The 25,205-nt window shown below is 70.7% G+C and carries 27 protein-coding genes; 18 read left to right on the top strand and 9 right to left on the bottom strand.

Annotation, left to right across the window (positions count from 1 at the left end):
* The first annotated feature begins 36 nt into the window (after positions 1–36).
* The 3 genes from leuC to AB0M47_RS00930 all read left to right on the top strand — a co-directional run bounded on the left by leuC (position 37) and on the right by AB0M47_RS00930 (position 2,895).
* Positions 37–1,449, top strand: a complete 1,413-nt coding sequence (gene leuC / locus AB0M47_RS00920) for a 3-isopropylmalate dehydratase large subunit (RefSeq protein WP_363406232.1) — start codon at positions 37–39, stop codon at positions 1,447–1,449.
* 25 nt (positions 1,450–1,474) lie between these two features.
* Positions 1,475–2,062 (top strand): 3-isopropylmalate dehydratase small subunit, encoded by a 588-nt coding sequence (gene leuD / locus AB0M47_RS00925; RefSeq protein WP_253757127.1) that lies wholly within the window; start codon positions 1,475–1,477, stop codon positions 2,060–2,062.
* Between the two features lie 191 nt (positions 2,063–2,253).
* Positions 2,254–2,895, top strand: coding sequence for an HU family DNA-binding protein (locus AB0M47_RS00930; RefSeq protein ID WP_363406235.1), 642 nt, complete (start codon positions 2,254–2,256; stop codon positions 2,893–2,895).
* Between the two features lie 56 nt (positions 2,896–2,951).
* On the opposite strand, the gene AB0M47_RS00935 is transcribed toward AB0M47_RS00930, so the two are convergent.
* From AB0M47_RS00935 to cofC, 4 genes are all read right to left on the bottom strand, one after another.
* Positions 2,952–5,009: an RNA degradosome polyphosphate kinase gene (locus AB0M47_RS00935; protein WP_363406238.1), complete on the bottom strand. Its 2,058-nt coding sequence runs from the start codon at positions 5,007–5,009 to the stop codon at positions 2,952–2,954.
* Positions 5,010–5,064: 55 nt separating this feature from the next.
* Complete coding sequence (locus AB0M47_RS00940; RefSeq protein WP_363406241.1) at positions 5,065–5,262, bottom strand: cold-shock protein; 198 nt, start codon at positions 5,260–5,262, stop codon at positions 5,065–5,067.
* Positions 5,263–5,271: 9 nt separating this feature from the next.
* Positions 5,272–6,105, bottom strand: a complete 834-nt coding sequence (locus AB0M47_RS00945) for a CHAD domain-containing protein (RefSeq protein WP_363406244.1) — start codon at positions 6,103–6,105, stop codon at positions 5,272–5,274.
* Positions 6,106–6,278: 173 nt separating this feature from the next.
* Positions 6,279–6,866, bottom strand: a complete 588-nt coding sequence (gene cofC, locus AB0M47_RS00950) for a 2-phospho-L-lactate guanylyltransferase (RefSeq protein ID WP_363406247.1) — start codon at positions 6,864–6,866, stop codon at positions 6,279–6,281.
* A gap of 130 nt (positions 6,867–6,996) precedes the next feature.
* Between cofC and AB0M47_RS00955 the strand changes: the two genes are divergently transcribed.
* The 3 genes from AB0M47_RS00955 to AB0M47_RS00965 all read left to right on the top strand — a co-directional run bounded on the left by AB0M47_RS00955 (position 6,997) and on the right by AB0M47_RS00965 (position 9,862).
* Positions 6,997–7,650, top strand: a complete 654-nt coding sequence (locus tag AB0M47_RS00955; RefSeq protein ID WP_363406416.1) for a lysophospholipid acyltransferase family protein — start codon at positions 6,997–6,999, stop codon at positions 7,648–7,650.
* Positions 7,647–8,636, top strand: a complete 990-nt coding sequence (locus tag AB0M47_RS00960; protein ID WP_363406250.1) for an NAD(P)H-dependent glycerol-3-phosphate dehydrogenase — start codon at positions 7,647–7,649, stop codon at positions 8,634–8,636. The genes AB0M47_RS00955 and AB0M47_RS00960 overlap by 4 nt, the downstream gene beginning before the upstream one ends.
* 122 nt (positions 8,637–8,758) lie before the next feature.
* On the top strand, positions 8,759–9,862 hold the full coding sequence (locus AB0M47_RS00965) for a cystathionine gamma-lyase (RefSeq protein ID WP_363406253.1): 1,104 nt from the start codon (positions 8,759–8,761) through the stop codon (positions 9,860–9,862).
* A gap of 103 nt (positions 9,863–9,965) precedes the next feature.
* Here AB0M47_RS00965 and AB0M47_RS00970 read toward each other — a convergent pair whose 3' ends face one another.
* The 3 genes from AB0M47_RS00970 to AB0M47_RS00980 form a co-directional block, all read right to left on the bottom strand.
* Positions 9,966–11,105 (bottom strand): D-alanine--D-alanine ligase family protein, encoded by a 1,140-nt coding sequence (locus tag AB0M47_RS00970; RefSeq protein WP_363406256.1) that lies wholly within the window; start codon positions 11,103–11,105, stop codon positions 9,966–9,968.
* A gap of 75 nt (positions 11,106–11,180) precedes the next feature.
* Complete coding sequence (locus AB0M47_RS00975; protein WP_363406259.1) at positions 11,181–11,750, bottom strand: DUF3515 domain-containing protein; 570 nt, start codon at positions 11,748–11,750, stop codon at positions 11,181–11,183.
* Positions 11,747–11,980 carry an Lrp/AsnC ligand binding domain-containing protein gene (locus AB0M47_RS00980; RefSeq protein ID WP_363406262.1) on the bottom strand — a complete coding sequence of 78 codons (234 nt, stop codon included), beginning with the start codon at positions 11,978–11,980 and terminating at the stop codon, positions 11,747–11,749. Before AB0M47_RS00980 ends, AB0M47_RS00975 begins: the two co-directional genes overlap by 4 nt.
* Between AB0M47_RS00980 and AB0M47_RS00985 the strand changes: the two genes are divergently transcribed.
* Together AB0M47_RS00985 and AB0M47_RS00990 are read left to right on the top strand one after the other, a co-directional pair.
* Complete coding sequence (locus AB0M47_RS00985; protein ID WP_363406265.1) at positions 11,972–12,973, top strand: thiamine-phosphate kinase; 1,002 nt, start codon at positions 11,972–11,974, stop codon at positions 12,971–12,973. The genes AB0M47_RS00980 and AB0M47_RS00985 overlap by 9 nt on opposite strands.
* A 15-nt stretch (positions 12,974–12,988) precedes the next feature.
* Positions 12,989–13,453 carry a GNAT family N-acetyltransferase gene (locus AB0M47_RS00990; RefSeq protein ID WP_253757100.1) on the top strand — a complete coding sequence of 155 codons (465 nt, stop codon included), beginning with the start codon at positions 12,989–12,991 and terminating at the stop codon, positions 13,451–13,453.
* Positions 13,454–13,798: 345 nt separating this feature from the next.
* On the opposite strand, the gene rpmB is transcribed toward AB0M47_RS00990, so the two are convergent.
* Positions 13,799–13,990 carry a 50S ribosomal protein L28 gene (gene rpmB / locus AB0M47_RS00995; RefSeq protein ID WP_253757098.1) on the bottom strand — a complete coding sequence of 64 codons (192 nt, stop codon included), beginning with the start codon at positions 13,988–13,990 and terminating at the stop codon, positions 13,799–13,801.
* Positions 13,991–14,185: 195 nt separating this feature from the next.
* Here rpmB and AB0M47_RS01000 point away from each other — a divergent pair, with 195 nt between their 5' ends.
* On the top strand, positions 14,186–15,775 hold the full coding sequence (locus tag AB0M47_RS01000) for a DAK2 domain-containing protein (protein ID WP_363406270.1): 1,590 nt from the start codon (positions 14,186–14,188) through the stop codon (positions 15,773–15,775).
* Positions 15,776–15,814: 39 nt separating this feature from the next.
* Complete coding sequence (gene recG / locus AB0M47_RS01005) at positions 15,815–18,031, top strand: ATP-dependent DNA helicase RecG (protein WP_363406272.1); 2,217 nt, start codon at positions 15,815–15,817, stop codon at positions 18,029–18,031.
* 71 nt (positions 18,032–18,102) lie between these two features.
* Here the strand turns inward: recG and AB0M47_RS01010 are convergent, their stop codons facing one another.
* Positions 18,103–19,704: a cell wall anchor protein gene (locus AB0M47_RS01010; RefSeq protein WP_363406275.1), complete on the bottom strand. Its 1,602-nt coding sequence runs from the start codon at positions 19,702–19,704 to the stop codon at positions 18,103–18,105.
* A gap of 135 nt (positions 19,705–19,839) precedes the next feature.
* Here AB0M47_RS01010 and rsmD point away from each other — a divergent pair, with 135 nt between their 5' ends.
* From rsmD to mutM, 8 genes are all read left to right on the top strand, one after another.
* Positions 19,840–20,445 carry a 16S rRNA (guanine(966)-N(2))-methyltransferase RsmD gene (rsmD, locus tag AB0M47_RS01015; RefSeq protein WP_363406278.1) on the top strand — a complete coding sequence of 202 codons (606 nt, stop codon included), beginning with the start codon at positions 19,840–19,842 and terminating at the stop codon, positions 20,443–20,445.
* On the top strand, positions 20,442–20,924 hold the full coding sequence (gene coaD / locus AB0M47_RS01020; RefSeq protein ID WP_363406281.1) for a pantetheine-phosphate adenylyltransferase: 483 nt from the start codon (positions 20,442–20,444) through the stop codon (positions 20,922–20,924). Before rsmD ends, coaD begins: the two co-directional genes overlap by 4 nt.
* A 270-nt stretch (positions 20,925–21,194) precedes the next feature.
* Positions 21,195–21,692, top strand: a complete 498-nt coding sequence (locus AB0M47_RS01025) for a hypothetical protein (RefSeq protein WP_253757086.1) — start codon at positions 21,195–21,197, stop codon at positions 21,690–21,692.
* Between the two features lie 89 nt (positions 21,693–21,781).
* Positions 21,782–22,348, top strand: a complete 567-nt coding sequence (locus AB0M47_RS01030) for a DUF177 domain-containing protein (protein ID WP_253757084.1) — start codon at positions 21,782–21,784, stop codon at positions 22,346–22,348.
* A gap of 5 nt (positions 22,349–22,353) precedes the next feature.
* Positions 22,354–22,527 (top strand): 50S ribosomal protein L32, encoded by a 174-nt coding sequence (gene rpmF / locus AB0M47_RS01035; protein WP_253757082.1) that lies wholly within the window; start codon positions 22,354–22,356, stop codon positions 22,525–22,527.
* Between the two features lie 59 nt (positions 22,528–22,586).
* Positions 22,587–23,600 (top strand): phosphate acyltransferase PlsX, encoded by a 1,014-nt coding sequence (locus AB0M47_RS01040; RefSeq protein ID WP_363406286.1) that lies wholly within the window; start codon positions 22,587–22,589, stop codon positions 23,598–23,600.
* The gene (gene rnc / locus AB0M47_RS01045) at positions 23,597–24,346 is read left to right on the top strand and encodes a ribonuclease III (RefSeq protein WP_363406289.1); all 750 of its coding nucleotides are present in this window, start codon (positions 23,597–23,599) and stop codon (positions 24,344–24,346) included. The genes AB0M47_RS01040 and rnc overlap by 4 nt, the downstream gene beginning before the upstream one ends.
* A complete protein-coding gene (gene mutM, locus AB0M47_RS01050; protein WP_363406292.1) occupies positions 24,330–25,190 on the top strand; it encodes a bifunctional DNA-formamidopyrimidine glycosylase/DNA-(apurinic or apyrimidinic site) lyase in 861 nt (286 codons plus the stop codon). The genes rnc and mutM overlap by 17 nt, the downstream gene beginning before the upstream one ends.
* The last annotated feature ends 15 nt before the right edge of the window (positions 25,191–25,205 follow it).

Genomic DNA, 25,205 nt, shown 5'->3' on the forward strand with positions numbered 1-25,205 from the left:
CACCGAAACATACCTCCCAAAAGCTGGGATGTCCATATGGTGGGAGTAACAGTGACCAAGACGTTGGCCCAGAAGGTCTGGGACGCGCACGTAGTCCGATCCGCAGCCGGCGAACCCGATCTGCTTTACATCGACCTGCATCTGCTCCATGAGGTGACCAGCCCGCAAGCCTTCGACGGCCTGCGGATGGCCGGCCGCCCGGTGCGGCGGCCCGATCTCACGATCGCGACCGAGGATCACAACACCCCCACGGACAACCTCCTCACGATCGCCGATCCGGTCAGCCGGACCCAGATCGAGACGCTGCGCCGCAACTGCGCGGAGTTCGGCGTCAAGCTGCACCCGCTGGGCGACCCCGAGCAGGGCGTGGTCCACGTCATGGGGCCGCAGCAGGGCCTGACGCAGCCCGGCACGACGATCGTCTGCGGCGACTCGCACACCTCGACGCACGGCGCGTTCGGCGCGCTGGCCTTCGGCATCGGCACCAGTGAGGTCGAGCACGTCCTCGCCACGCAGACGCTGCCGCAGGCGCGGCCGAAGCAGATGGCCGTGAACTTCGTCGGCGAACTGCGGCCCGGCGTGACCGCCAAGGACCTGATCCTGGCGCTGATCACGCAGGTCGGCACCGGCGGCGGACGTGGCTACGTGGTGGAGTACCGCGGCCCGGTCATCGAGCAGCTCTCCATGGAGGGCCGGATGACCATCTCGAACATGTCCATCGAGTGGGGCGCCAAGGCGGGCCTCATCGCGCCGGACGAGACCACCTTCGCCTGGCTCAAGGGCCGCCGGTTCGCGCCGCAGGGCGACGCCTGGGACGCGGCCGTGGAGCACTGGCGTACCTTGCGCACCGACGACGGTGCGGTCTTCGACCGCGAGGTGACCCTGGACGTCAGCCAGGTCACCCCGTTCGTCACCTGGGGCACCAACCCGGGCCAGGGCGCGCCGCTGGACGCCGCCGTGCCGGACCCCGAGTCGTTCGTGGACGAAGGCGAGAAGGCCGCCGCCGAGCGGGCGCTGGCGTACATGGGGCTCACCCCGGGGCAGAAGTTGCGGGATGTCGAGGTCGACGTGGTCTTCGTCGGCTCCTGCACGAACGGGCGGCTGGAGGACCTGCGGGCCGCCGCGGGCGTGCTGAAGGGCCGCAAGGTGGCCGAGGGCGTACGCATGCTGGTCGTCCCCGGTTCCGCCGCGGTCCGGGCGGCCGCCGAGGCCGAAGGACTGGACCAGGTGTTCACCGAGGCGGGCGCCGAATGGCGGTTCGCGGGGTGCTCGATGTGCCTGGGGATGAACCCGGACACGCTGAAGCCGGGGCAGCGCTCGGCCTCCACCTCGAACCGCAACTTCGAAGGCCGGCAGGGCAAGGGTGGGCGTACGCATCTCGTCTCGCCGCCCGTCGCCGCCGCCACCGCCGTCACGGGCCGCCTGGCCGCGCCCGCCGACCTGGCCTGACCGAGGGAACCGAGGAACACGAGACATGGACAAGTTCACCAGCCACACCGGTGCGGCGGTCCCACTGCGCCGCTCTAACGTGGACACGGATCAGATCATCCCGGCGGTTTACCTGAAGCGGGTCACCCGCACCGGGTTCGAGGACGGACTGTTCAGCGCCTGGCGCGAGGATCCCGCCTTCGTGCTCAACGACCCGGCGTACGCCGCCGCCACGATTCTGGTCGCCGGCCCCGAATTCGGCACCGGCTCCTCCCGGGAACACGCCGTGTGGGCCCTGCGTGACTGGGGCTTCCGGGTCGTCATAGCCCCCCGATTCGGTGACATCTTCCGGGGGAATTCGTTGAAGCAAGGCCTGTTGACGGTCGAGCTTCCCATCGACGCAGTCGAAAGTCTTTGGGCCCGTTCGGAATCCGACCCGACGGCGGAGGTGACAGTGGACCTCGCCGCGCGAGAAGTCCGCGCCGGGGCTTCTACCTGGGCTTTCGAGCTGGATGACTTCAGTCGTTGGCGGTTGCTGGAGGGCTTGGACGACATCGGCCTGACCCTTCTGCACGCCGATTCGATCACCGCTTTCGAGGCCACACGCCCGGTGTACCAACCGGTTGTCGCCTGACTCCACGAATGCCTGAGGCCCGCGCTCAACGAGCGCGGGCCTCACTTTTGTTGCACACTGCCAGTTAGAGACATACGCGCGACACAAATGCCGTTTACCCGTCACGTGTTTGGAAATGTGTATGGCAGGGCTTAGCGTGCGCGAAGAATGACTGGTTGAAAGTCCAGTAAGGAAACACTCGGGAGGGAACCGTGAACAAGGCCGAGCTCATCGAGGCACTGGCCGCCCGGTTGGGGGATAAGAAGACCGCAACCGCCGCGCTGGACGCCGTTCTGGCCGAAATCGAAACCGCTGTCACCAAGGGCGACAAGGTGTCGCTGACCGGATTCGGTGTCTTCGAGAAGCGGCAGCGGGCCGCCCGGACGGCGCGTAACCCGCGCACCGGCGAAGCGGTGAAGGTGCCGAAGACGGCCGTTCCGGCGTTCCGCGCCGGCGCCGGCTTCAAGGAGGCGGTGGCGAGCGGCAAGCAGCCCGCCGCCGCGAAGAAGACGGCGACCACCGCGGCCAAGAAGACCGCGGCCGCCAAGAAGACCACGGCGACGGCGGCAGCCAAGAAGACCACTGCTGTCAAGGCCGCTACGAAGAAGGCGGCGCCCGCCAAGAAGGCGACCGCGACCAAGGCCGCCGCCGCCAAGAAGACGGCTCCGGCGAAGAAGGCCACGACCAAGTCGGCGCCCGCCAAGAAGTCGGTGGCGGCGAAGAAGGCTCCGGCCAAGAAGGCCGCGACCAAGGCGACTGTGGCGAAGAAGGCCCCCGCGAAGTCGGCTGCCAAGGCGACGGCGAAGAAGGCGCCCGCCAAGAAGGCTCCGGCTAAGAAGGCTGCTCGACGCTGAGCAAGTCCCTACCTGACAGGCGCCCGTGCGACCACGGGCGCCTGTTCGCATACCCGTCAGGTGTTCTGGGCGGTCGCCCCGGTGAGCAGCAACTTCTGCGGATCCAGGCCGGTACGCCGATGCCACACCCCGTCCGGGGCGAGATCGAACCCGCCGGACTCGTCGGTGAGGTACAGCTCCATCATCGAGCTGAGCTGCTGGACCGAGACCGGATCGGTGACCCGGACGAGCGCCTCCACCCGTTGGTCGAGGTTGCGGCGCATGACGTCGGCGGAGCCCAGCCACCACTGGGCCACCGCGCCCTGGCCGAAGCGGAAGACCCGGGAATGCTCCAGGAACCGGCCCAGCACCGAGCGCACCCGGATGCGATCCGACAGGCCGCGTACGCCGGGCCGCAGGGTGCACATGCCGCGGACGACCAGATCCACCTGCGTTCCGGCCCGGGAGGCGGCGTACAGGGCGTCCACGACGTCCTCGTCGACGAGTGAGTTCACCTTCATCTGCACCAGTCCCCGGCGACCACGCCGAGCCTGGCCCTCGATCAGCTCCAGGAGACCGGATCGGACGCCTTCCGGCGCGACCAGGAGCCGCCGGTACGACGGCGGCCGCCCGTAACCGGTGAGGCGGTTGAACAGCTCCGTGACGTCCTCGCCCACCTCCGGCGCGGCCGTCAGCAGGCCGAAGTCCTCGTAGAGCCGAGCCGTCTTCGGGTGGTAGTTGCCGGTCCCGACGTGGCAATAGCGGCGCAGGATCGCGCCCTCCTCCCGGACGACGAGGGCGATCTTCGCGTGTGTCTTCAATCCGACCAGCCCGTAGACCACGTGGCAGCCGGCGCGCTCCAAGGTCCGGGCCCAGCCGATGTTGGCCCACTCGTCGAACCGGGCCTTCACCTCGACCACCACGACGACCTGCTTGCCGGCCTCGGCCGCGTCCACGAGCGCGTCCACGATGGGGGAGTCGCCGCTGGTCCGGTAGAGGGTCTGCTTGATGGCCAGCACGTGGGGGTCGGCCGCGGCCTGCTCGATGAACCGCTGCACGCTCGTCGAGAACGAGTGGTACGGGTGGTGCACCAGGATGTCGCCGTCCCGGATGACCGAGAAGATGCTGCGTTCGCCGTCGCGCAGGCGGGGATGCGTCGGCGGGACGAAGCTCGGTTCCTTCAACTCCGGTCGATCCGCTTCCTCGTAGATCTGCCACAGCGCAGACAGATCCGGCAACCCCGGTACGCGATACACGTCGCGCTCGTCCATGTCGAGTTCCCGGACCAGGGTCTCCAGGACGTCCGGGCTGATCCCCTCGGCGACCTCCAGGCGTACCGGGGGACCGAAGCGCCGCCGGGCCAGTTCCCGTTCCAGCGCCTGCAGCAGGTCCTCGTCCCGGTCCTCCTCGATCTCGACCTCGGCGTTGCGGGTCACCCGGAACAGGTGATGCTCCACGATGGACATGCCGGGGAACAGCCGGTCGAGGTGGACCGCGATCAGCTCCTCGACCGCGATGTAGCGCCCGTGGCCGAGCCCGGTGAACCGGGGGACGTTCGCCGGGACCTTCACCCGGGCGAACAGGTCGGGGCCGCCGTCGGGGTCGCGGATGACCACGGCGAGGTTGAGCGACAGCCCCGAGATGTACGGGAACGGGTGCGCCGGGTCGACCGCGAGCGGGGTCAGCACCGGGAACAGGTGCTCCAGGAAGTACTCGTGGAGCCGCGCCTGCTCCTCCTCGGAGAGCTTGCTCCACCGTTCGACCACGATCCCGGCGTTCTCCAGCTCCGGGCGTACGTGTTCCTCGAAGCACGCGGCGTGCCGGGCCACCAGCTCGGCGGCCCGCGACGTCACCAGGTCGAGCTGCTGCCGCGCGGCCGGCTTGCGGTCGGCCCCCCGCAGCGGCAGGCCGGTCTGCCAGCGCCGTTGCAGCGCGGCGAAGCGGACCATGAAGAACTCGTCGAGGTTGGTCGCGAAGATGGCGAGGAACTTCGCCCGTTCCAGCAGCGGGGTGGCGGGATCCTCGCCGAGGGCGAGGACGCGGGCGTTGAAATCGAGCCAGGACAGCTCGCGGTTGAGGAACCGATCCTCGGGCAGGTCGGCGGCGGGGGTGGCGACTGGTGCGGAGGAGCTCACCTACTCATTCTTGCCAGGCCCAGGTGACGCGAAGGTGAACTTCCCACAACTCGGCTCAGGGCAGCGTGGGTAACGTCACGCGCACGACCTCGCCGGCTTCGTCGTGTTCCAGCCGGAGCCGCTGCCCGAGGCGCAGCAGCCGCAGCCCGCCCGCGGCGAACGCGGCCGGTGAGAACCGGACCTCGGTGCCGTCGTCGAGCAGCACCGCTCCGGCACGGGTCTGCGGATCGAACTCCGAAACGGTGCCCTGCATGGGGTCAGCCTACCGACCGGGGATCGACGGCGTGGCGAGGAAGGCGGCCCGCGCCCGTTCGGCGGCGGCGCGTTCCCGTTCGATCAGGCGCAGGGCGGTCTCCGGGTCGGCCGAGCTCAGCTCGCGCCAGGCCTCGGCGGCCACCACTGCGTCCTGGTGCTCGCCGAGCAGGCTCTGCACCTTGGCCAACTGCTTGGCCTCCCGGCGGCGACCGGCCAGGTCCACGGCGTACCGGGCGCGCTTGGCCAGGATGCGGACCTCGTGCCACTGCTCGTCCGGCGCCTCGTCGGTCAGGTCGGCCACGGCGTCCTCGTACTTCCACACCTGGACGTCCGCCAGCGCGGGCAGGACGTCGGCGGCCGGTCGCCGGGCCCGGCCCCGGAACCCGGGCTCGCCCAGCATCGCCACCAGCAGCGGGAAGCGTGCGCTGTCCAATGCCACCAACAGGTCCGCGCGGGCGCTCACCGCCCGCTCCCGGAGCGCCTCGTCGAACGCGCCCACGGCCAGGGCCGGCCGCCCTCCTGGCGGCTCGTCCCAGTGGCTCCCCGGCGACGCGGTCTCGCGCAGCCGGGCCCGCAGGACCTCCGCGTCGCGGGCCGCCCCCAGCAGATCCGCGAGCCATTTCAGATTCGCCCGCACGCGCCGGGTCCACGGTTCGTCCAGCAGTCTCCGGAAGGTACGCACATCGGAACGCAGCCGGCGGCAGGCCACCCGGGCGTTATGCACCGGGGTGTCGCCGTCCGGCATCAGGCTGTCCGCGCGAATCACCGGCTGCGCGGCGAGCAGCCGGTCGGCGCAGCCGTCGGCAGCCCGTCGCAGGACCGCAGCGGCCGTGCGTGGCATGCCTCAAGCGTAGGGCCTGTCGCTCGGATCGTTCGCGGCCGTTGGCGGGCCCAGACGACGATCGGCGTCGCTTGATCTTCGCCGGCAGGACAACCAGCCTGACGGCGAAGATCAAGCTAGCCGAGTCGCCGCCTGGACACCGCCACCGACTCGCGAGATCCGAGCGGCAGGCCCTAGGAGAGATCGGGGATCCAACCCAGGTCTACGGCATCTGCCAGATCGGCCGGGGTGTCCACGTCGCGGCGAAGGGTCGGCCACAGTCCGTCGAGCCGGTTGGCTCCGGAGCGCGCGTGCGCGGCCGCCGAATCGGGGCCGAACAAGGGGCGCAGCGTCGCACCGGCGGGGGCGGCGAGCAGGACGGTGCCGTCGCCGGGCAGGTCCGGGACGAACGACCGGACCTCGGCCAGCGCCAGCGCCTCCGCCAATTCGACCGGGCGCAGCGCCGGGACGTCCCCGGTCAGGGCGGCGACGGGCCGACCGGCTCGGGCTTCGGCCGCCGCCACGAGGGAACCGTTGAGCGACCCGGCGTCGTCGGCGAACCGTACGCCCAACGGCGTCAGCTCGCGGCGGAGCCGCTCATCCCCGGTCACCACGACGACCTCCGCTACGCCTTCGGCGCGCTGCGCTGCGCGTACCGTCGAAAGAGCGAGAGCCACGACGAGTCGTTCGTGACCCACTCCGGCGAGCGCGCCGCGCAGCCTGGTCTTCGCCCCCGGCAGTGCCTTGAGCGGCACGAGCAGCGACCATCCCACCGGCAGCATCTTGCCAGTCTGACTGGCCGCCGCCCCGGTCGGGCAGGCATGATGACTCCTCGACGGGTGCGGGAAAGGCGGAGGCGTGCGCAAACTGGGATTCTGGCCGCGATTCGCGGTGATCTTGGTGAAGCCCCTGATGGCGGCGCTGTCCCGGCGCGACTGGCGAGGGTTCGAGCACATTCCGGCGACCGGCGGGGTCATCCTCGCGTTCAACCACGTCTCGCACGCCGATCCGTTCACCGCCGCCCACTACGTCTACGACAGCGGACGCTGGCCGGAGTTCCTCGCCAAGGAAAGCGTGTTCCGCATCCCGGTGGCCGGCAAGATCCTCCACTGGTGCCGTCAGATCCCGGTGTTCCGCGGCACGGTCGACGCCGGCAAGGCGCTCGACGCGGCGATCTCGGCCGTGCACGCGGGCGACTGCGTCGTGATCTACCCCGAGGGCACGACGACCCGCGAGCCCGACCTCTGGCCGATGAAGGGCAAGACCGGGGTGGCCCGGCTGGCGCTGGCCACCGGCGCGCCGGTCATCCCGGTGGCACAGGACGGCGCGCAGCGGCTCTTCGATCCCCGAACGAAGAAGTTCCGGCTGAGCCGCGTGCCGGTGTCGGTCTGGGCCGGTCCACCGGTCGATCTGAGCGAGTGGGCCGACGCCGAACCCACCCGGGCGGTGCTGGACGAGATGACCGACGAGATCATGAACCGCATCCGCGAGCTGGTCGGCGAGATGCGGGGCGAGACGCCGCCGCCCATCTACATCCCTTCTCGCGCTGGAAAGGGGCAGGCGTGAGAGCCGCCGTCCTGGGTGCCGGATCCTGGGGCACCACGTTCGCCAAGGTCCTGAACGACGCCGGGAACGACGTGGTCCTGTGGGCCCGCCGGTCCTCCGTCGTCTCGGCGATCGCCGCCACCGGCGTGAATCCGGGCTACATGGAGGGCCAGATCGGCTCTCGGGTCACGGCCACCACCGACGTCTTCGAGGCGTTGCGGGACGCCGAGCTCGTGGTCCTGTCGGTGCCGTCCCAGACGTTGCGGTCGGTGCTGGGGTCGGTCGGGCCGCACCTGGACTCCGATTCGACGGTCGTCTCGCTGATGAAGGGCGTCGAACTCGGCACGACCCTGCGGATGAGCCAGGTCATCGTCGAGGTCACCGGGGTCAAGCCGGACCGGGTCGCGGTCGTCACCGGGCCCAACCTCGCCCCCGAGATCGCCGCCGAGCAGCCGACCGCCACCGTCGTCGCCTGCGAGGACATCGACCGGGCCGCCCGCGTGCAGAAGGCCGTGTTCACGCCCTACTTCCGGCCTTACACCAACGACGACGTGGTCGGCTGTGAACTCGGCGGGGCCGTCAAGAACGTCATCGCCTTGGCGTACGGGATGGCGCAGGCGATGGGCATGGGCGACAACACCCGTGCCTCCCTCATCACCCGGGGACTGGCCGAGACCGCCCGCCTCGGCGTCGCGCTCGGCGCGGACCCGCTCACCTTCTCCGGCCTGGCCGGGCTGGGCGACCTGGTGGCGACGTGCTCGTCCCCGTTGTCGCGCAACCACACCTTCGGCGAGTACCTCGGCCGGGGCATGACCCTGGAACAGGCCCAAGAGGCGGCCAAGTACACCGTGGAAGGCGTGAAGAGCTGCCTGTCCATCCGGGACCTGGCCCGCGCCCACGGAGTCGAGATGCCGATCACCGAACAGGTCGAGCGGGTCTGCCACGAAGGACTCGATCCGCGGGTGGCCGTCCGGTCGCTGATGACTCGTGAGGTCAAGGCGGAGTAGTCGCGCTCTGGATCCTTCGGTTTTGGATCTTGAACGGTCGCCGTCGCCGGGGCGACGTTTTCTGTTCAAGATCACCCCTGTCAGCGGTCCTCGGCGGGGGTGAGGGGCGTTAGTCTCGCGCCATGAGCACACTCGGCGACTCCACCCGCTGCGTCCACGCCGGCGTGCCGGCGCTGTCGCCCGGCGATCCGCTGCAGCCGGGGCCGGTCTTCGCCGCCCCGTACGCACTGCCCCCAGACGGGTACGAACCCGGCACCGACGGCTACGGACGGGGCGACAACCCGACCAGACGCGTACTGGAGGCCGCGATCGCCGATCTGGAAGGTGGGGACACCCTCGCCTTCCCCAGCGGCCAGGCAGCCGTCTCAGCCGTGCTCATGACGGTCCTGCGTCCCGGCGACACCGTGATGCTGCCCGCCGACGGGTACTACAACGTGCGTACGTTCGCGTCGTCGTTCCTCACGTCGTCCGGGATCAGCGTGGTCGAGGCGCCCACCGCCGGGCCCTATCCGTCCTTCGACGGCGTACGCCTCGTGCTGCTGGAATCGCCCGCGAACCCGTCGCTGGACGTCGTCGACATCGCCGAGGTCAGCGCGGCGGCGCACGCGGCCGGCACGCTCGTCGCGGTCGACAACACGGCCGCGACGCCCTTGGGCCAGCGCCCCCTGGACCTGGGCGCGGACATCTCGGTCGCCTCCGGGACCAAGGCCCTCAGCGGGCACTCCGACCTGCTGCTGGGCTACGTCTCGACGCGCTCGGCGGCGCGCTACGAGGCCATGGCCTCCTGGCGTACCCTCGGCGGCGCGATTCCGAGCCCGTTCGACGCCTGGCTGGCCCGGCGCTCGCTGTCCACACTCGACCTGCGGTTGCGGCAGCAGACCGCGAACGCCCGCGCGCTGGCGACGTTCCTCCTCGAACATCCGGCGGTGACCGGCGTGCGCTGGCCCGGCCTGCCCACCGACCCCTCGTACGCCGTCGCGACGCGGCAGATGCGCCGAATCCCCGGCATCATCGGCTTCACCCTGCCCTCAGCCGCCGCCGTCGCCGACTTCCTCCGGGCGTCGAAACTGGTGACCGCCGCGACCAGCTTCGGCGGCCTCCACACGACCGCCGACCGGCGGGAACAGTGGGGCGACCGGACCACGCCCGGATTCGTCCGGCTGTCCTGCGGCATCGAGGACACCGACGACCTGCTGGCCGACTTCACCTCGGCCCTGCCCGCGTGACCGGGGTCTTTCCGCGTGATCATGAACTACCGGTCGTGATCGACCGGCGTGTCGTGTCCACTAGTCCCTGATCGATCCCGCGAGACGATGATCAACGAGCCGCTCAGTGCAGGCCGGTGCCCCGGCGCAGGGCGGTACGCACCAACCGGGTGACCAGCTTGGGGTAGTCCACTCCGCTGGCCGCCCACATCCGGGGGAACATGCTCGTCGGCGTGAACCCCGGCATGGTGTTGATCTCGTTGAGGTAGACCTCGCCGTCGTTCGCCACGAAGAAGTCCACCCGAGCCAGGCCGGCGCAGTCGAGCGCGCTGAACGTACGCCTCGCCAACTCCTGGATGCGGGCCGTCACGTGCGGCGGCAGGTCGGCGGGGATGTCGAAGGTCGTGGCGTCCTCGAGGTACTTCGCCTCGAAGTCGTAGAAGACGTGGTCCTGGCTGACGTGGACCTCGGCCAGCGTCGACGCCTCCGGCGCCCCGCCGAACTCGCCTTCCAGCACACCGCATTCGATCTCGCGGCCGAAGATCGCGGCTTCGACGAGAACCTTGGGGTCGATGGCGCGCGCGGTGGCGATCGCGGTGTCGAGGTCGGCCCAGTCGTTGACCCGGGTGATGCCGAAGCTGGACCCGGCTCGGGACGGCTTGACGAAGACTGGCAGTCCCAGCCGCTCCTTGTCCTGTTCGGTCAGCGACTGACCGGCGCGGAGGACGGCGTACGGGCCGACCGGGATGCCGTCGACCAGAGCGAGCTTCTTGGTGAACTCCTTGTCCATCGCCGCCGCCGACGCGAAGACGTTCGCGCCCACGTAGGGGATTCCGGCCATCTCCAGCAGACCCTGGATCGTGCCGTCCTCCCCGTACGCCCCGTGCAGCGCCGGGAAGACCACGTCGATGTCGGCCAGCGCGGTCGAGCCGTGGCTGGGCTCCAACGTGGTCAGTTCCCCCCGGGAGGCCATGACGAGGTCGGAGCCGGTCGGGTCGCCGGGCAGGATGATCTGGTGGCCGGATTCGGCGGTGATCTCGGGTAGCCGCGCCCGGCCGTCCGCCGCCGCGATGGACAGCTGCGACGGATCGCCCGAGGTGAGGACCCAGCGCCCTTCGCGGGTGATGCCGATCGGCACCACCTCGTACTCCGCCGGATCCAGCGCGGCCAGGATGCTGCCCGCGCTGACGGCGGAGATGGCGTGCTCGGTGCTACGGCCGCCGAAGATCACGGCGACCCGGGTCTTCCGGGGCGTCTCACTCACGCCGCTGACCCTACCCGCTGCTCACGGCGTGATCATCCCCGCAGCGCAGTTTCGACCGGGTTCGAAGGCGCGCGGTCAGGACCCGGCGGCAGCCGAGATCGACGCCGTCGGCACGGCCGCGGTGGTACACCCACTGGGCGTGGTCGAGGCGCTCGGTACGGTGGACCCGATGGCGGTGGTCAGCCCGATCACCCACTGCGACGAGCCGTCCTTCGCGCCGGGGACACTGACCTGCACCGGGATCTCCCGATCGACGGTCTGCCAGACGGTCGAGCCGGAGTCCTCGGTGGCGTGCCAGCAGACTCCGTTGAGCAGCCAGACGTCGTCGGTGCTGGGGAAGCTCGGCGCCGGCACGCCGCACGACACGACGAGCGCGGGATCGCCGTACGCCGCGTTCTGCTCCGACCCGGCGGTGACGGGGCGACGGGCGGCGGTGCGTACGCGATCGGGCAGCTTGGCGACCAGCGCGCGGCAGACGACGGTGGCTCGTTCGCCCAGTTGCCGGTCGGCGACGGTCACCGGACCGGTCGCCGTCGCGTTGGGCTGTTCGGAAGTGTTGCCGGGCATGCCCATGGCGAACACGACCGCGCCGGTCAGCAGCGCGACCGGCACGGCGACGAGGGCCGCGAGGAGGCGTGGGCTCAAAGCTTGACCACCGAGCAGGTCAGGGTACGGGTGATGCCGGGCACGGCCTGCACTTTACTGATAATCAACCGGCCGAGTTCGTCGACGTTGGGGCTTTCGGTGAGCACGACGACGTCGTACGGACCGGTGACCGCGTCGACGCGGACCACACCCGGGATCTTCTCGATCTCGGCGGCCACGTCGCGAGCCCGACCGACCTCGGTCTGAATCAGGATGTAGGCGTGGACCACGACGTTGAAGCTACCGCACGTGACAGACGTGTTTCTTCCGGTGTCCGGTTAAACGGCACAGGAGAGTTCGGTCTCATCGATCGAATGACGGCGCGCCTGCCCCAGGGCGAGATCAGTCTGCTGGGCCCCGGGGACGACGCCGCGATCGTCGCGGCGCCGGACGGCCGCGTCGTGGCCTGCACGGACGCGCTCGTCGAGGGCCGGCATTTCCGCCGGGACTGGTGTGACGCGGCCGACGTGGGGCACCGGGCCGCCGCCGCGAATCTCGCCGACGTCGCGGCGATGGGCGCGGTGCCGACCGCACTGCTGGTGGCCCTCTGCGCGCCGGGCGACCTGCCGGTCCAGTGGGCCGAGGAGTTCGCCGAGGGCGTCGCGGACGAGGCCGGCCTCGTCGGCGCCAGCGTGGTGGGTGGGGACACGACCTCCTCCGCGCTGCTCACGATCGTGGTTACGGCACTCGGCGATCTCCAAGGGCGAGATCCAGTGGTACGCAGTGGGGCGAGCCCGGGTGACGTAGTGGCCTTGGCGGGGCGGGTCGGCTGCGCCGCTGCCGGGTACACCGTCCTGTCGCGGGGGTTCCGGACGCCGAAGATCCTCGTCGACGCGTACCGGCGGCCGGAGGTCGACTATCGGGCCGGTCCCGCCGCCGCGATCGCGGGCGCGACCAGCATGATCGACGTCTCCGACGGGCTGCTGGCCGATCTCGGGCACATCGCGAAGGCCAGCGAGGTGCACATCGACGTGACGAAGGACGCGTTCGGGCTGCCTCAGCAGCTGCGGGACGCCGCCCGGGCGCTGGGCGTCGACCCGTACCAATGGATTCTGGCCGGCGGGGAGGATCACGCCCTGGCCGCGACGTTCCCGTCGCACGCGTCGCTGCCGCCGGGTTGGCTGATCGTCGGCAAGGTGAGCCGGGGCGAGGGGGTCACCGTCGACGGCCGGGATTGGGTCGGACCACGGGGCTGGGACCACTTCACCCGCAGCGGCTCTTGATCTACTCTCACGCTCGTGAGTGATCTTCAGATTCGTCCCGTTCGCTACGGCTCGCCCGTCGCCCAGCGTCTCGTCCAGGCGATCTACGCCGATCAGGAGGAGCGTTACGGCTCCAGCGACGGCGCTCCGGTGGAGGCGATGGAGTTCGATCCGCCCGACGGCGGTTTCCTGGTCGCGTACCTGTCGGGGGAGGCCGTCGGGTGCGCGGGCTGGCGCAGTCACGGCGAGAGCGAGGAGATCGCCGAGCTGAAGCGGCTCTACTGCGCGCCCGCGGCGCGGAACCGGGGCGTCGCCAGCGCGCTGGTGGCGGCGGTCGAGGAGAACGCCCGCGAGCACGGCCGGAAGCGGATGATCCTGGAGACGGGCGACCGGCAGCCCGAGGCGATCGCGCTCTACGCCAAGCTCGGGTACGCCGACACCGAGCACTACGGCTTCTACAAGGACGAGTCCGGCGTGGTCAGCATGGCCCGCGACCTCTAACCCCACCCTCCCGCCCACACCTCTCCCCGTCGCCGCCCCCTCCCACACCTCTCCCCGCCGCCGCCCGCCCCCTCCCCACCGCCCCCCTCCCTCACCTCTCCCCGTCGCCGCCCGCCCCTCCCACACCTCTCCCCGTTGATCATGGAGTTAACTGTGGTGTCGGCGGCGTGTCGAGGGTGCGAACTCCATGATCAACGCGGCGGGCGGCCGAGTGGCGAGGGTTGCCGAGTGGCGAGGGTGGCCGAGTGGCGAGGGTGGCCGAGTGGCGCGGGCCGACCGGTTCCCGGGTACGCGGAAAGACCGCCCGTCGACGACGAGCGGCCTTTGCCGAAGCTCAGGCTGGAATCAGCCCCGGACGACCTTGCCGGCCTTGATGCACGAGGTGCACGCGTTGACCTTGCGGGTCGTCCCGCCACCGGCCGGGGTGCGAACCGTCTGGATGTTGGGGTTCCAACGACGGTTGGTCCGCCGGTGCGAGTGGGACACGTTGTGGCCGAAGCCCGGCCCCTTGCCACAGACGTCGCACACGCTTGCCACGGGATACTCCTGAGGTGGATAAACCCCGCGGTGAGCGGGGACGGATCTGGACCCGCGTCAGCGGGCAACCTGGCCAGGATACCTGACCGGACCCGGACACACCCAATCGGGCCGCCCGGCAACCGGGAGAGCTTAGCGTAGTGCGCCGGGCGCGCAGCCGGGTGGGTGTCGGGAGTCACGACTAGGCTGGGCGTCGTGCTGGAGGTTTTGGACGCGGCGGCGGTGCGGCGCTTCGCCGAGCGGGCGGTGACCGCGCTCGGCCGTCATCGGGCGGAGATCGACCAGCTCAACGTCTATCCGGTGCCGGACGGCGACACCGGGACGAACATGCACCTGACGATGGTCGCCGCCCGGGACGAGCTGGCGGTGCACTCCGACGAGACGGCTTCGGCCCCGACGTCGGAGGCCGCCGGGCTGCTGGCGCGCGGCGCGTTGATGGGAGCCCGGGGCAACTCCGGAGTCATCCTGGCGCAGCTGTTGCGGGGGATCGCCGACCTCATCGCGGACGGCTCGCCGGGCGCGGTCGCGGCCGGGCTCGGCGAGGGCGCGAAGGCGGCGCGGGCCGCGGTCGCCCGCCCCGTGGAGGGCACCATCCTCAGCGTCGCCGACGCGGCGGCTCAGGCGGCGCGCGACGTCGCGCTGCGGGCCGGGTCGCTCGCCGACGTCGTCGGGGCCGCGCTCGGCAAGGCGGTCCGGGCGTTGGCGCAGACGACCGAGCAGCTCCCCGCGCTCGCCGCGGCCGGCGTGGTCGACGCGGGCGGTCGCGGTCTGGTGGTGATCCTGGACGCCTTGCGGGGCGAGGTCACCGGCGAGGAGAGCCACCTGCCCGAGGTCACCGGCGCGGCGGTGATCAACTCGGCGACGGCCGCGACCGAGGAAGCGGTCGGCCAATTCGGTTACGAGGTGCAATACCTCCTCGACGCGCCGGAGCCGGCGGTGGAGCGGTTGCGGGGCACACTCGACCGGCTCGGCGACTCCCTCGTCGTGGTCGGCGGGCCGGACACCTGGCGGGTGCACGTGCACGTGGCCGACGTCGGCGCGGCCATCGAGGCGGGCGTCCGGGCGGGCCGGCCCTACCAGATCGGCGTGACCGACCTCACGAAGCAGGTCGCCGGGCGGCAGTGTCTGGACCCGGAGGCGCGCGGAGTCGTCGTGGTCGCGGCCGGCGACGGGCTCGAGGACCTCTTCCAGGCCGAGCAGACGGTGACGGTGGGCGCCAACCCGTCCCCGGCCGAGCTGCTGGCGGCGATCCGCCGGGCGGCGGCCGGACGGGTGGTGGTGCTGCCCAACGACCCCGATACCCAGGCCGTCGCGACGGTGGCCGCCGGGGAGGCGTACCACGAGGGCATCAAGGTCCGGGTGGTGCCGACGAAGTCGCCGGTGCAGGCGATCGCGGCGCTGGCCGTGCGCGACTCCGGCCGCCGGTTCGAGGACGACGTCATCGCCATGGCGGAGGCCGCCGGCAAGTGCCGCTACGCCCAGGTCACCAAGGCCGCCCGGGAAGCGTTGACAGTGGCCGGGCCATGCCGCCCGGGTGACGTGATCGCGCTCGTCGAGGGCGAGGTGCATGTGATCGGCACGGATCTCGGGCAGGTCTGCCAGGATCTGCTGGACCGGTTGCTGGGCGGCGGCGGCGAGCTGGTCACGCTCCTGATCGGAGCGGACGCGCCCGACGAGCTGGCGGCGGCGCTCGTCGGCCACCTCGCGACGGCCTGGCCGTTCGCCGAGGTCCAATGCCTGTCGGGCGGGCAGCCGCACTACCCGCTGATCGTGGGCGTCGAATGACCCGCCACGCCTGTGCGCCCGCCGAAGGATGGTGATCGCATGACCACGGTGACCGCGCCCGAGCTGGCGACGCCCCTGAAGAAGCTGGTGGGGGAGAAGACGGCGAAGGCCCTGTCCAGCCATCTCGGTCTGGAGACCGCGGGCGACCTGCTCTACCACCTGCCGCGGCGATACGACCAGCGCGGCGAGCACACCGCGATCCGATCGCTGGAGGTCGGCGAGGAGGTGACCATCCTCGGCCAGGTGCTGACGACCAACCAGCGCCGGATGCGCGACCGCCGGGGCAACATCCTCGATGTGGTGGTCGGCGACGACGCGGGCGGCCGGATCAAGCTGGCCTTCTTCAACCAGGCCTGGCGGGAGAAGGATCTGCGCCCCGGCCGGTGGGGTCTGTTCGCCGGCAAGGTCAGCGAGTTCCGGGGGGAGCGTCAGCTCGCCCATCCCGAATACGTGCTGCTCGGTGACGACGGGGCCGATCCCGGCGAGGTCGCGTTGGCGGCCGAGGCCGAGGTGGAGGAGTTCGCCGGGGCGTTCATCCCGATCTACCCGGCGGCGAAGGCGTTGCCGACCTGGGTCATCGCCAAGTGCGTACGCGTCGTTCTGGACACGGTGCGGCTCACCGAGGATCCGATGCCGAGCGAGATCCGGGTCGAGCGCAGGCTCGTCGACCTGCCGACCGCGCTCCGGCAGATCCACCGCCCCGAGTCGCAGGGTTCGCTGGCGACGGCGAAGAAGCGGCTGGCCTGGGACGAGGCGTTCGCCGTCCAGCTGACGCTGGTGCAACGACGCGTACGCGCCGAGCAGTCGCCCGCAGTGCCCCGTCCGCCCCGGTCAGGCGGTCTCCTGGAGCGGTTCGACGCCCAGTTGCCGTTCACCCTGACCGAGGGGCAGCAGACGGTCGGCGAGGAGCTGTCGGAAGGGATCTCGGCGGCTCATCCGATGCACCGCCTGTTGCAGGGCGAGGTCGGCGCGGGCAAGACGATGGTGGCGTTACGGGCCATGTTGCAGGTCGTCGACGCGGGCGGCCAAGCCGTTCTACTCGCCCCGACCGAAGTGCTGGCCTCGCAGCATCACCGGTCGATGCACAAGCTGCTCGGTCCGCTGGGCCGGGCCGGGGAACTCGACGGCGACCTGGACGGGACCCGGATCGTCCTGGTGACCGGCTCGCTGCCCGCCGCCGCCCGGCGGCAGGCGCTCGCCGAGATCGCCGACGGCCGGGCCGGTCTGGTGGTCGGGACGCACGCGTTGCTCTACGACGGCATCGACTTCGCCGACCTCGGCCTGGTCGTGGTCGACGAGCAGCACCGGTTCGGCGTCGAGCAGCGGGACGCGTTGCGCGCCAAGGCCGGGCAGCCGCCGCATGTGCTCGTCATGACGGCCACTCCGATTCCGCGGACGGTCGCGATGACGGTCTTCGGCGATCTGGAGGTCTCCACGCTGGCCCAGCTGCCGGGCGGCCGGTCGCCGATCGCGTCGCATGTGGTGCCCGCCGCGGAGAAGCCCGCGTACCTCGATCGGGCTTGGCGGCGGATGGTCGAAGAGGTCGGCAAGGGGCATCAGGCGTACGTGGTGTGCCCGCGGATCGGGGAGTCGGCTGCGGAGGAGGACGCGGAGCCGACGGGCGCGGAGGACGACGGCCGCCGCCCCCCGATCGCCGTCACCGAGGTGGCTCCGCTGCTGGCAGAGGGGCCGTTGAAGGGCCTGCGGATCGGTGTGCTGCACGGAAGGCTGGCCGCGGACGAGAAGGACGCGGTGATGCGCGCGTTCTCGGCGGGCGACCTCGACGTGCTGATCGCGACCACCGTCATCGAGGTCGGCGTCGACGTGCCCAACGCCACGATGATGGTGATCCTCGACGCCGACCGGTTCGGCGTCTCCCAGCTGCATCAGCTGCGCGGCCGGGTCGGCCGGGGGTCGGCGCCCGGCTTGTGCCTGCTGGTGACCGAGGCGATCGAGGGCAGCCCGGCGCGGGAACGGCTCGACGCCGTGGCGTCCACCACCGACGGTTTCCGGCTGGCCGAGATCGACCTGGAGCAGCGGCGTGAGGGCGACGTGCTGGGTGCGGCCCAGTCCGGTCGCCGTTCGCATCTCAAGGTCCTGTCGTTGTTGCGGGACGCCGACATGATCGGCGACGCGCGGGCGACGGCCGAGCAATTGCTGACGGGCGATCCCGAGCTGGCCAAGCATCCTCAGCTGGCGGCCTCGATCGCCGCTCTCGTCTCGGACGACCGGGCGGAGTACCTCGAAAAAGGGTGAGCCGCCGAGCCCCGGATACGCCGAAGGCGCCGCGTCCCCTCGGGATCGCGGCGCCTTCAGTCATAGAGCTGTTACTCGATCTCGGTCAGCTTCCGCCGGCGCGCCATCATCAGGAGCACCGCGCCGCCGCCCAGCAGCAGCGCCGCGACTCCGGCGATCAGGCCGACCTGGACACCCGTGACCGGCAGGCCCGGGGTCGAGGTCGAGGTGCTCGGCGACGGGGTCGTCGACCCCGGTACGCCCGGCGAGCTGGCCGACGGGGACGGCGACGGCGTACCGCCGGCGCACTCGGTCGGCTTCACGTAGGTGACGGTGACTTCCTTGTCGAAGTCGGGGAAGCTCACCGTGGCCTCGGTCGCGTCACCGGGGGTGAACGTGACCGTCTCCGTCTTGCCGGGCTCGACCGTGAGCTTCTTGCTCTCCGAGCCGTAGGTGACGACGGCGTCGGCGGCGAGGTTGCCCTCCGGGTTGCTCACCGAGACGGTGAACTTGTCGCAGGTGGACTCGCTGGACACGGTCGGCGGGGTGCAGTGGCCGGGCTGCCACATGCCCTCGGCGACGAAGTCCTTGCCGGAGCTGACCGAGATCTTCCCGGACTTGTCCGCGGGCACGACGACGTCGACGGACTTGCCCGGCTGGACCGTGACCTCCTTGACGAACGAGCCGTCGAGGCCGGCGACGACCTTGAACGGCGCGTCGTACTTGGCGTCCTTGCCGGAGTTGGCGAGGTGGACGGTCACCGTGCCGTCACAGGCCGAGACCATGGTCGCCTCGGGGGTGACACAGGCCTTCGAACCGCCGTTGAACCAGGCCTGCGGGCCCTTCGACCGGTTGCCGGGCGCGCCGGACGAGCCGAGCTTGCGGTCGTTGTACCGCTCGCCGTTGGCCACCATCGGGTTGATGAGCTTGTCGCCCCAGACCAGGTCGACCTGCGTGTAACAGGCCGGAACGTTGACCTTCAGGTCGGCGGTCGGGTGCTCGGCGTCGATGACGCCCACGACGGAGTCGTACTTGTACTGCGGCCAGGTCGCCGAGGAGGACGGCGCGTAGTACGAGACCAGCAGGAAGGACTGCGATTGGCCGGAGCACAGCGGCAGCTCGCCGGCGAGCTTGATGGTCGAGCTCGCGGTGGAGCCGGTGACCTCGAAGGTGTGCGTGTACTTGGCGGCGTCCGCCTTGACGCACTGCTCGGTCGGCTTGCACTCGCCCTTCAGCCGGACGGTCTCGCCGACCTTGTCGGTCACACCGTCGTTCGGCTTGCCGTGCTCCTTGGACCAGACCACGGTGAAGGAGAGCTTCGCCGACTTCGCGTCGCCGGCGACGAGCTGCGTCGCGGTCAGCTGGCCATTGACGTTGCGGTCCTTCTGCGGGACGACCGCGCCCGCGAGCGGCACGGCGGGGTCGCCGACCGTCACGTCGCCGGCCGGGTCCGACTGGACCTCGGTGATGGTCGCGTCCCGGTTCCACTTGTTCGTGAGGGTCCAGGTGACCCGCCATTTGCCGGTGCTGGTGTCGCACTGCGCGGCGGATCCTTCGAGGACGAATTGGTTCTTGTGGTGATCGTCGCCGGTCTGCACCGGGCCAGAGGCGAGCGCCTGGCCCGCGCCGAGCAGCGCGAAGGCCACGCCCGCCACGGCCACGAGGGCACGCCGGACGGAGGTGTGGGGGGTCATCCGTTCTCCAGGGGTTGGGCACGGCCTCCCCGAATGGGTGCCAGCGCCGGAGATCCACGACAAAAGTCGGCCAACGATATCGACATCACGTCGTTACGTCATCTCCTACTTTCGGACATCGCGTAGCGTCAGAGGGTGACCAGAATCGTGGCGGGGATCTACGGCGGTCGGCGGCTGACCACTCTGGCCGGACCGAACACCCGGCCCACCGCCGACCGCGTACGCGAGGCGCTGTTCTCCTCCCTGACCAGTGAGCACGGCGGTGACCTGGAAGGACTGCGGTTCGCCGACCTGTACGCCGGATCCGGCGCGATCGGCCTGGAGGCGTTGTCCCGCGGAGCCGCGTACGCGTTGCTGGTCGAGTCCGACCCGAAGGCTGCCCGGGTGATCCGCGCGAACCTCACCGCCCTGAGTGTCGGGTCGGCGGCCGAACTGCTCACGGTGAAGGTGAGCGCGGCCGTCGCTGGGCCGCCGCCGGGCGGTCCCTTCGACGTCGTCTTCGCCGATCCCCCGTACGCCATCGGGGAGGACGAGCTGAAGACGGTCCTCGACGGGCTGGCCGGGCAGGGCTGGCTGGCCGACGACGCCCTGATCGTCATCGAGCGCGCCCGGCGGTCGCCGGAGCCGCCGTGGGTGCATCACATCACCGGAGAGCGGTCACGCCGTTACGGTGAGACGACTCTTTGGTACGGTCGCGCCGACCGAGGGGTAAACGCGGCAGCAGAAGGAATAGCGCAATGAGGCGTGCAGTCTGTCCCGGTTCGTTCGACCCGATGACGAACGGGCATCTGGACATCATCGTCCGGTCGGCCCGGCTCTTCGACGAGGTCATCGTCGGAGTCCTGATCAACGCGTCGAAGTCGGCGGTGTTCACCGTGGACGAGCGGATCGCGATGCTGCGGGAGGCGACCGCGAGTACGCCCAACCTGCGGATCGTGGGCTTCCATGGGCTGCTGGTGGACTTCTGCCGCGAGCAGGGCGCGCAGGTCGTGGTCAAGGGCCTGCGCGCGGTCAGCGACTTCGACTACGAGTTGCAGATGGCGCAGATGAACATCGGGCTCTCGGGCGTCGAGACCTTGTTCATGCCGACCAACCCGCTCTACTCGTTCATCGCGTCGAGCTTGGTGAAGCAGGTCTGCAAGCTCGGCGGGGACGTCTCTCAATACGTCCCGAAGGCGGTCGAGGAGCGTCTCGTCGCCAAACTGCGACCGGCCCCATAGCGACCGGCCCCAGCGACCGGCCCGACGGCGACCGGCCCGACGGCGACCGGCCCGACGGCGACCGGCCCAACGGCGACCGGCTCACTAGGTCGCCCGACGATCGGCCCCGTAACGGCCGATTCAGCAGCTGAACCGTGCATCACGGACGAAACGGGACGCGACACGCCCCGGCCGTTCGTGCGACACGCGGCCGGACGTCCGGTCGGCCCATCCATGGCGGAGACGACGCATGATGGATCAGCTACGACTGCAACTAACGAGGAGTGTTCGGTGGACCCGCTCGACCGCATCGATGAGATCATCGCCATGGTGGAGAGCGCTCGGTCGGTGCCCATGTCGCGCAACTGCATGGTCGACCGCGGAGAGATGATCGGCGTGCTCGACGAGCTGCGCGCGGATCTTCCCGCCGAGCTGCGTAAAGCAGCGGCGCTCCTGGAGGAACGCGACAACATCCTGGACGCCGGCCAGCGCGAGGCGGACCGGATCATCAACGAGGGCGAGCGGGAGCATCACCGGCTCGTCGCGATGCACGAGATCACCGTCTCGGCCGAGCACGAGGGCAACCGGATCATCTCCGAGGCCCGCGCCGAGGCGCAGCGCCTGCGGGAAGAGGTCGACGACTACGTCGACACCGCACTGGCCAACTTCGAGCAGTTCCTGACCCGGGCGCTGGCGTCGATCGAGCGCGGGCGGGACAAGATGCACGCGCTGCGCGAGATCGGGCAGTTCGTCCCCGGTGAGGACGAACGTCCGCTTCCGTCCCTCTGACCCCTGTGAGGTCCAACCCCCAGTTGGACGTCGACCCGGCCGCCCAGGTAATCTTCTACGTCGGCCTCACCTAGGCCGGAGTCTTAACTATGCGTGATCATCAGCCGAAGCACCTCGATGCCCGGGCGCCGCTTGTCCTCGATGCGAGGGAGCTGCCGCGCCGCCCGGGGGCGATGCGTGCCCTGAAACTGGTCGTTCCCGCACCGGCGGACCTCGGCTTGGAACTGATCGGCGTGCCGGAAGGCGGCGACCTCACCCTCGATCTGAGGATGGAGTCCGTCTCCGAGGGCGTGCTCGTCTCCGGCACCGCACACGGTGCCCTGGAGGGCGAGTGCGGCCGGTGCCTGCGCCCGATCACCGACGAGATCACCGTGCGGATCCAGGAGCTTTACGCGTACCCGGACTCCGCGACGGACGAGACGACGGACGAGGACGAGATCGGCCGGCTTCAGGACGACCTGTTCGACCTGGAACCGGCGCTGCGGGATGCGGTGGTGCTCGCACTGCCGGTCAACCCGCTCTGCGAGCAAGACTGCCCGGGACTGTGCCCCGACTGCGGGGTGCATTGGGACGAACTGCCCGAGGGTCATACCCACGAGCAGGTCGACCCGCGCTGGGCGGCCCTGAGCAACCTGACCGTGAGCACTGAGGAGTAACTACCGTGGCTGTCCCGAAGCGGAAGATGTCGCGCAGCAACACCCGTCACCGCCGGGCGCAGTGGAAGGTCTCCGCTGTCGCGACCGTCGCCTGCCCGCAGTGCAAGTCGCCGAAGCTCCCGCACGGTGCCTGCACCGTCTGCGGCACCTACAACGGCCGTCAGGTCCTCTCGGTCTGACAGCCTTTCCGGTGACGCTCAAGGTCACCCGGAAAGACGATCTTCGCGCCGGTCGGTCCGTGGACAACGGGCCGGCCGGTGACGCGTCGTCAGGGCCTGTCAAGATCGCCGTCGACCTCCTCGGCGGGGACGATGCTCCCGCCGTCGTGGTGGGCGGCGCTCTTCAGGCACTGGCCGTCGATCCGGGTCTGCGCCTGATCCTGGTCGGCCCGCCCGATGCGGCCGACGCGGTGATCCGCGCCCTGTCTCCCGCCGATCGCGAGCGGGTCGAACTTCACGCCGTCTCGGGTGCCGTCGCCATGGCCGATCCCCCGGTACGCGCGGCTTCCCGCGAGACGAGCATCCGCGCCGCCGCGCACGCCGTGGCGGTCGGAGCCGCCGACGCCATGGTCTCCGCGGGCTCCTCCGGCGCCACGGTCACCGCCGCCGTGCTGGCCCTGGGCCGGTCGTCCGGCGTACGCAAACCGCCGCTGGCGGCGTGGTTGCCGACCGTCCGGCCAGGTCAGGAGACACTGCTCCTCGACGTCGGAGGCTCGATGGACTGCACCGTCGCGGTGCTCCAGACCCACGCGGGCCTCGGGACGGCGTACTGGTCGCAGCACACTGGACAGGCCCGTCCCCGGATCGGGCTGCTCTCCGTCGGCCGTGAGCCGGGCAAGGGAGACCGCGTACGCCGCGCCGCCGAGAAGGCGTTCGCGGCGACGGACGGCTTCGTCGGCCTGGTCGAAGGCGACGACGTTCTCCTCGGCGACCGGGCCGATGTCGTGGTCACCGATGGCTTCACCGGTAATGTGCTGCTCAAAGGGATCGAAGGCGCGTACCGCCTGGCGACAGTGGGAGTGGACGGAGCGTCGCACGGGATGGCCCGCGCGGCGGTGATGCTGGGGGTGCCCGGCGTGGTCGTGGTCTGCCACGGCGCGGCCGACGACGGCGACCTGGCTTCAGGGATCGCCGAGGCGGCCCGGCTGGCGCGGAGCCGCCGGGACGGCCGGGCCGAGCACACCCGCGCGGGGCAGCGCATCCGGGCCGAGCGAGACGTCCGGGCCGAGCAGGAGCAGGAGGGCAACCGGTGAAGAAGCGTCCAGCACTGTCGCATCTGGAGGAAGCCCTCGGCATCACGCTCGAGGAACCGCTCCTGGAGCTAGCGCTCACCCACCGGTCGTACGCGTACGAGAACGGCGGCATTCCCACCAACGAGCGGCTGGAGTTCCTCGGCGACGCCGTCCTGGGCGTGGTCGTCACCGACGCCCTCTTCCGCGACCATCCGGACCTGGCCGAAGGGCGGCTGGCCAAACTGCGGGCCAGCGTCGTGAACTCGCGAGCCCTGGCCAGCGTCTCCCGGACGCTCAGCCCGTACGGCCTCGGCGCGTACCTGTTGCTGGGCAAGGGCGAAGAGGGCACCGGCGGCCGGGACAAGGACTCGATCCTCGCCGACGCGCTGGAGGCGGTGCTGGGCGCGATCTACATCGAGCACGGCATCGAGACCGCCACCTCGGTCATCCTCAAGCTCTTCGACCCGCTGATGAGCGAGTCCGCCCGCAAGGGCGTCGGCCTGGACTGGAAGACCAGCCTGCAGGAGCTGACCGCGATGAACGGCTGGGGCGTGCCGGAGTACGAGGTCACCGAGGAGGGCCCGGACCACGCGAAGGCGTTCACCGCCTGGGCCGTCGTCGGCGGCGAGCGGTTCGGCGGCTCCCGGGGCCGGACGAAGAAGGAGGCCGAGCAGCGCTCGGCCGAAGAGGCGTTCCTCGTGCTGAGCAATCGCGCGGTGGACCAGAGTCATCCCGAGGCGGAGGGGTCCGATGCCGGAGCTGCCTGAGGTCGAGACCGTCCGCCAGGGCATCGAGCGCTGGGTCACCGGCCGGACGGTCGCCGCGGCCGAGGTGCTTCATCCACGCGCGATCCGGCGGCACATCGCCGGCGCGGACGACTTCACGGCGGCCCTGCGCGGCGTCAAGGTTCTCGGTGCGCGGCGCCGTGGCAAGTACCTGTGGCTGCCGCTCGACAGCGGGGACGCCGTCGTCGGCCACCTCGGGATGTCCGGCCAGCTCCTCGTGCAGCCGCCGGGCGCCGAGGACGAGAAGCACCTGCGCATCCGGTTCCGCTTCGAGGACGGCGAATCCGAGCTGCGGTTCGTCGACCAGCGGACGTTCGGCGGGCTCGCCCTGTCCCGGGGCGGCGCTGAGCTGCCGGACGAGATCGCGCACATCGCCCTCGACCCGTTCGACGCCGCGTACCGCGACGCTGTGGTCGCCGCGGCGCTGCGGGCCCGCAAGACCGAGGTCAAGCGCGCGCTGCTCGACCAGACTCTGATCTCCGGCGTCGGCAACATCTACGCCGACGAGGCGCTCTGGCGGGCCAAGCTCCACGGCGCGCGGCCCACCGACCGGCTCAGCCAGGCCGCCGCGCTCGCCCTCCTCGGCCACTGCCGGGACGTCATGGCCGAGGCCATGGTCGCGGGCGGCACGAGCTTCGACGCCCTCTACGTCAACGTCAACGGCGAGAGCGGCTACTTCGACCGGTCGCTCAACGCGTACGGCCGGGAAGGGGAGCCGTGCTCGCGCTGCGGGGCCGCGATCCGGCGGGAGTCGTTCATGAACCGCAGCTCGTTCAGCTGCCCCCGCTGCCAGCCGCCGGGGAGGGCTCGCCCGAGCCGCCAGTAGCGCTTTCAGCCCCGG

It is taken from the genome of Hamadaea sp. NPDC051192 (genome assembly GCF_040682475.1).
GTDB classification, from domain to species: Bacteria; Actinomycetota; Actinomycetes; order Mycobacteriales; family Micromonosporaceae; genus Hamadaea; species Hamadaea flava.

What these genes read in the sequence shown, in the direction of transcription:
- leuC (WP_363406232.1), top strand. Translation starts at nt 37, where the DNA reads ATGGTGGGAGTAACAGTGACCAAGACGTTGGCCCAGAAGGTCTGGGAC.
- leuD (WP_253757127.1), top strand. Translation starts at nt 1,475, where the DNA reads ATGGACAAGTTCACCAGCCACACCGGTGCGGCGGTCCCACTGCGCCGC.
- AB0M47_RS00940 (WP_363406241.1), bottom strand. Translation starts at nt 5,262, where the DNA reads ATGCAGGGCACCGTTTCGGAGTTCGATCCGCAGACCCGTGCCGGAGCG.
- AB0M47_RS00945 (WP_363406244.1), bottom strand. Translation starts at nt 6,105, where the DNA reads ATGCCACGCACGGCCGCTGCGGTCCTGCGACGGGCTGCCGACGGCTGC.
- cofC (WP_363406247.1), bottom strand. Translation starts at nt 6,866, where the DNA reads ATGCTGCCGGTGGGATGGTCGCTGCTCGTGCCGCTCAAGGCACTGCCG.
- AB0M47_RS00955 (WP_363406416.1), top strand. Translation starts at nt 6,997, where the DNA reads ATGGCGGCGCTGTCCCGGCGCGACTGGCGAGGGTTCGAGCACATTCCG.
- AB0M47_RS00965 (WP_363406253.1), top strand. Translation starts at nt 8,759, where the DNA reads ATGAGCACACTCGGCGACTCCACCCGCTGCGTCCACGCCGGCGTGCCG.
- recG (WP_363406272.1), top strand. Translation starts at nt 15,815, where the DNA reads ATGACCACGGTGACCGCGCCCGAGCTGGCGACGCCCCTGAAGAAGCTG.
- AB0M47_RS01010 (WP_363406275.1), bottom strand. Translation starts at nt 19,704, where the DNA reads ATGACCCCCCACACCTCCGTCCGGCGTGCCCTCGTGGCCGTGGCGGGC.
- coaD (WP_363406281.1), top strand. Translation starts at nt 20,442, where the DNA reads ATGAGGCGTGCAGTCTGTCCCGGTTCGTTCGACCCGATGACGAACGGG.
- AB0M47_RS01030 (WP_253757084.1), top strand. Translation starts at nt 21,782, where the DNA reads ATGCGTGATCATCAGCCGAAGCACCTCGATGCCCGGGCGCCGCTTGTC.
- mutM (WP_363406292.1), top strand. Translation starts at nt 24,330, where the DNA reads ATGCCGGAGCTGCCTGAGGTCGAGACCGTCCGCCAGGGCATCGAGCGC.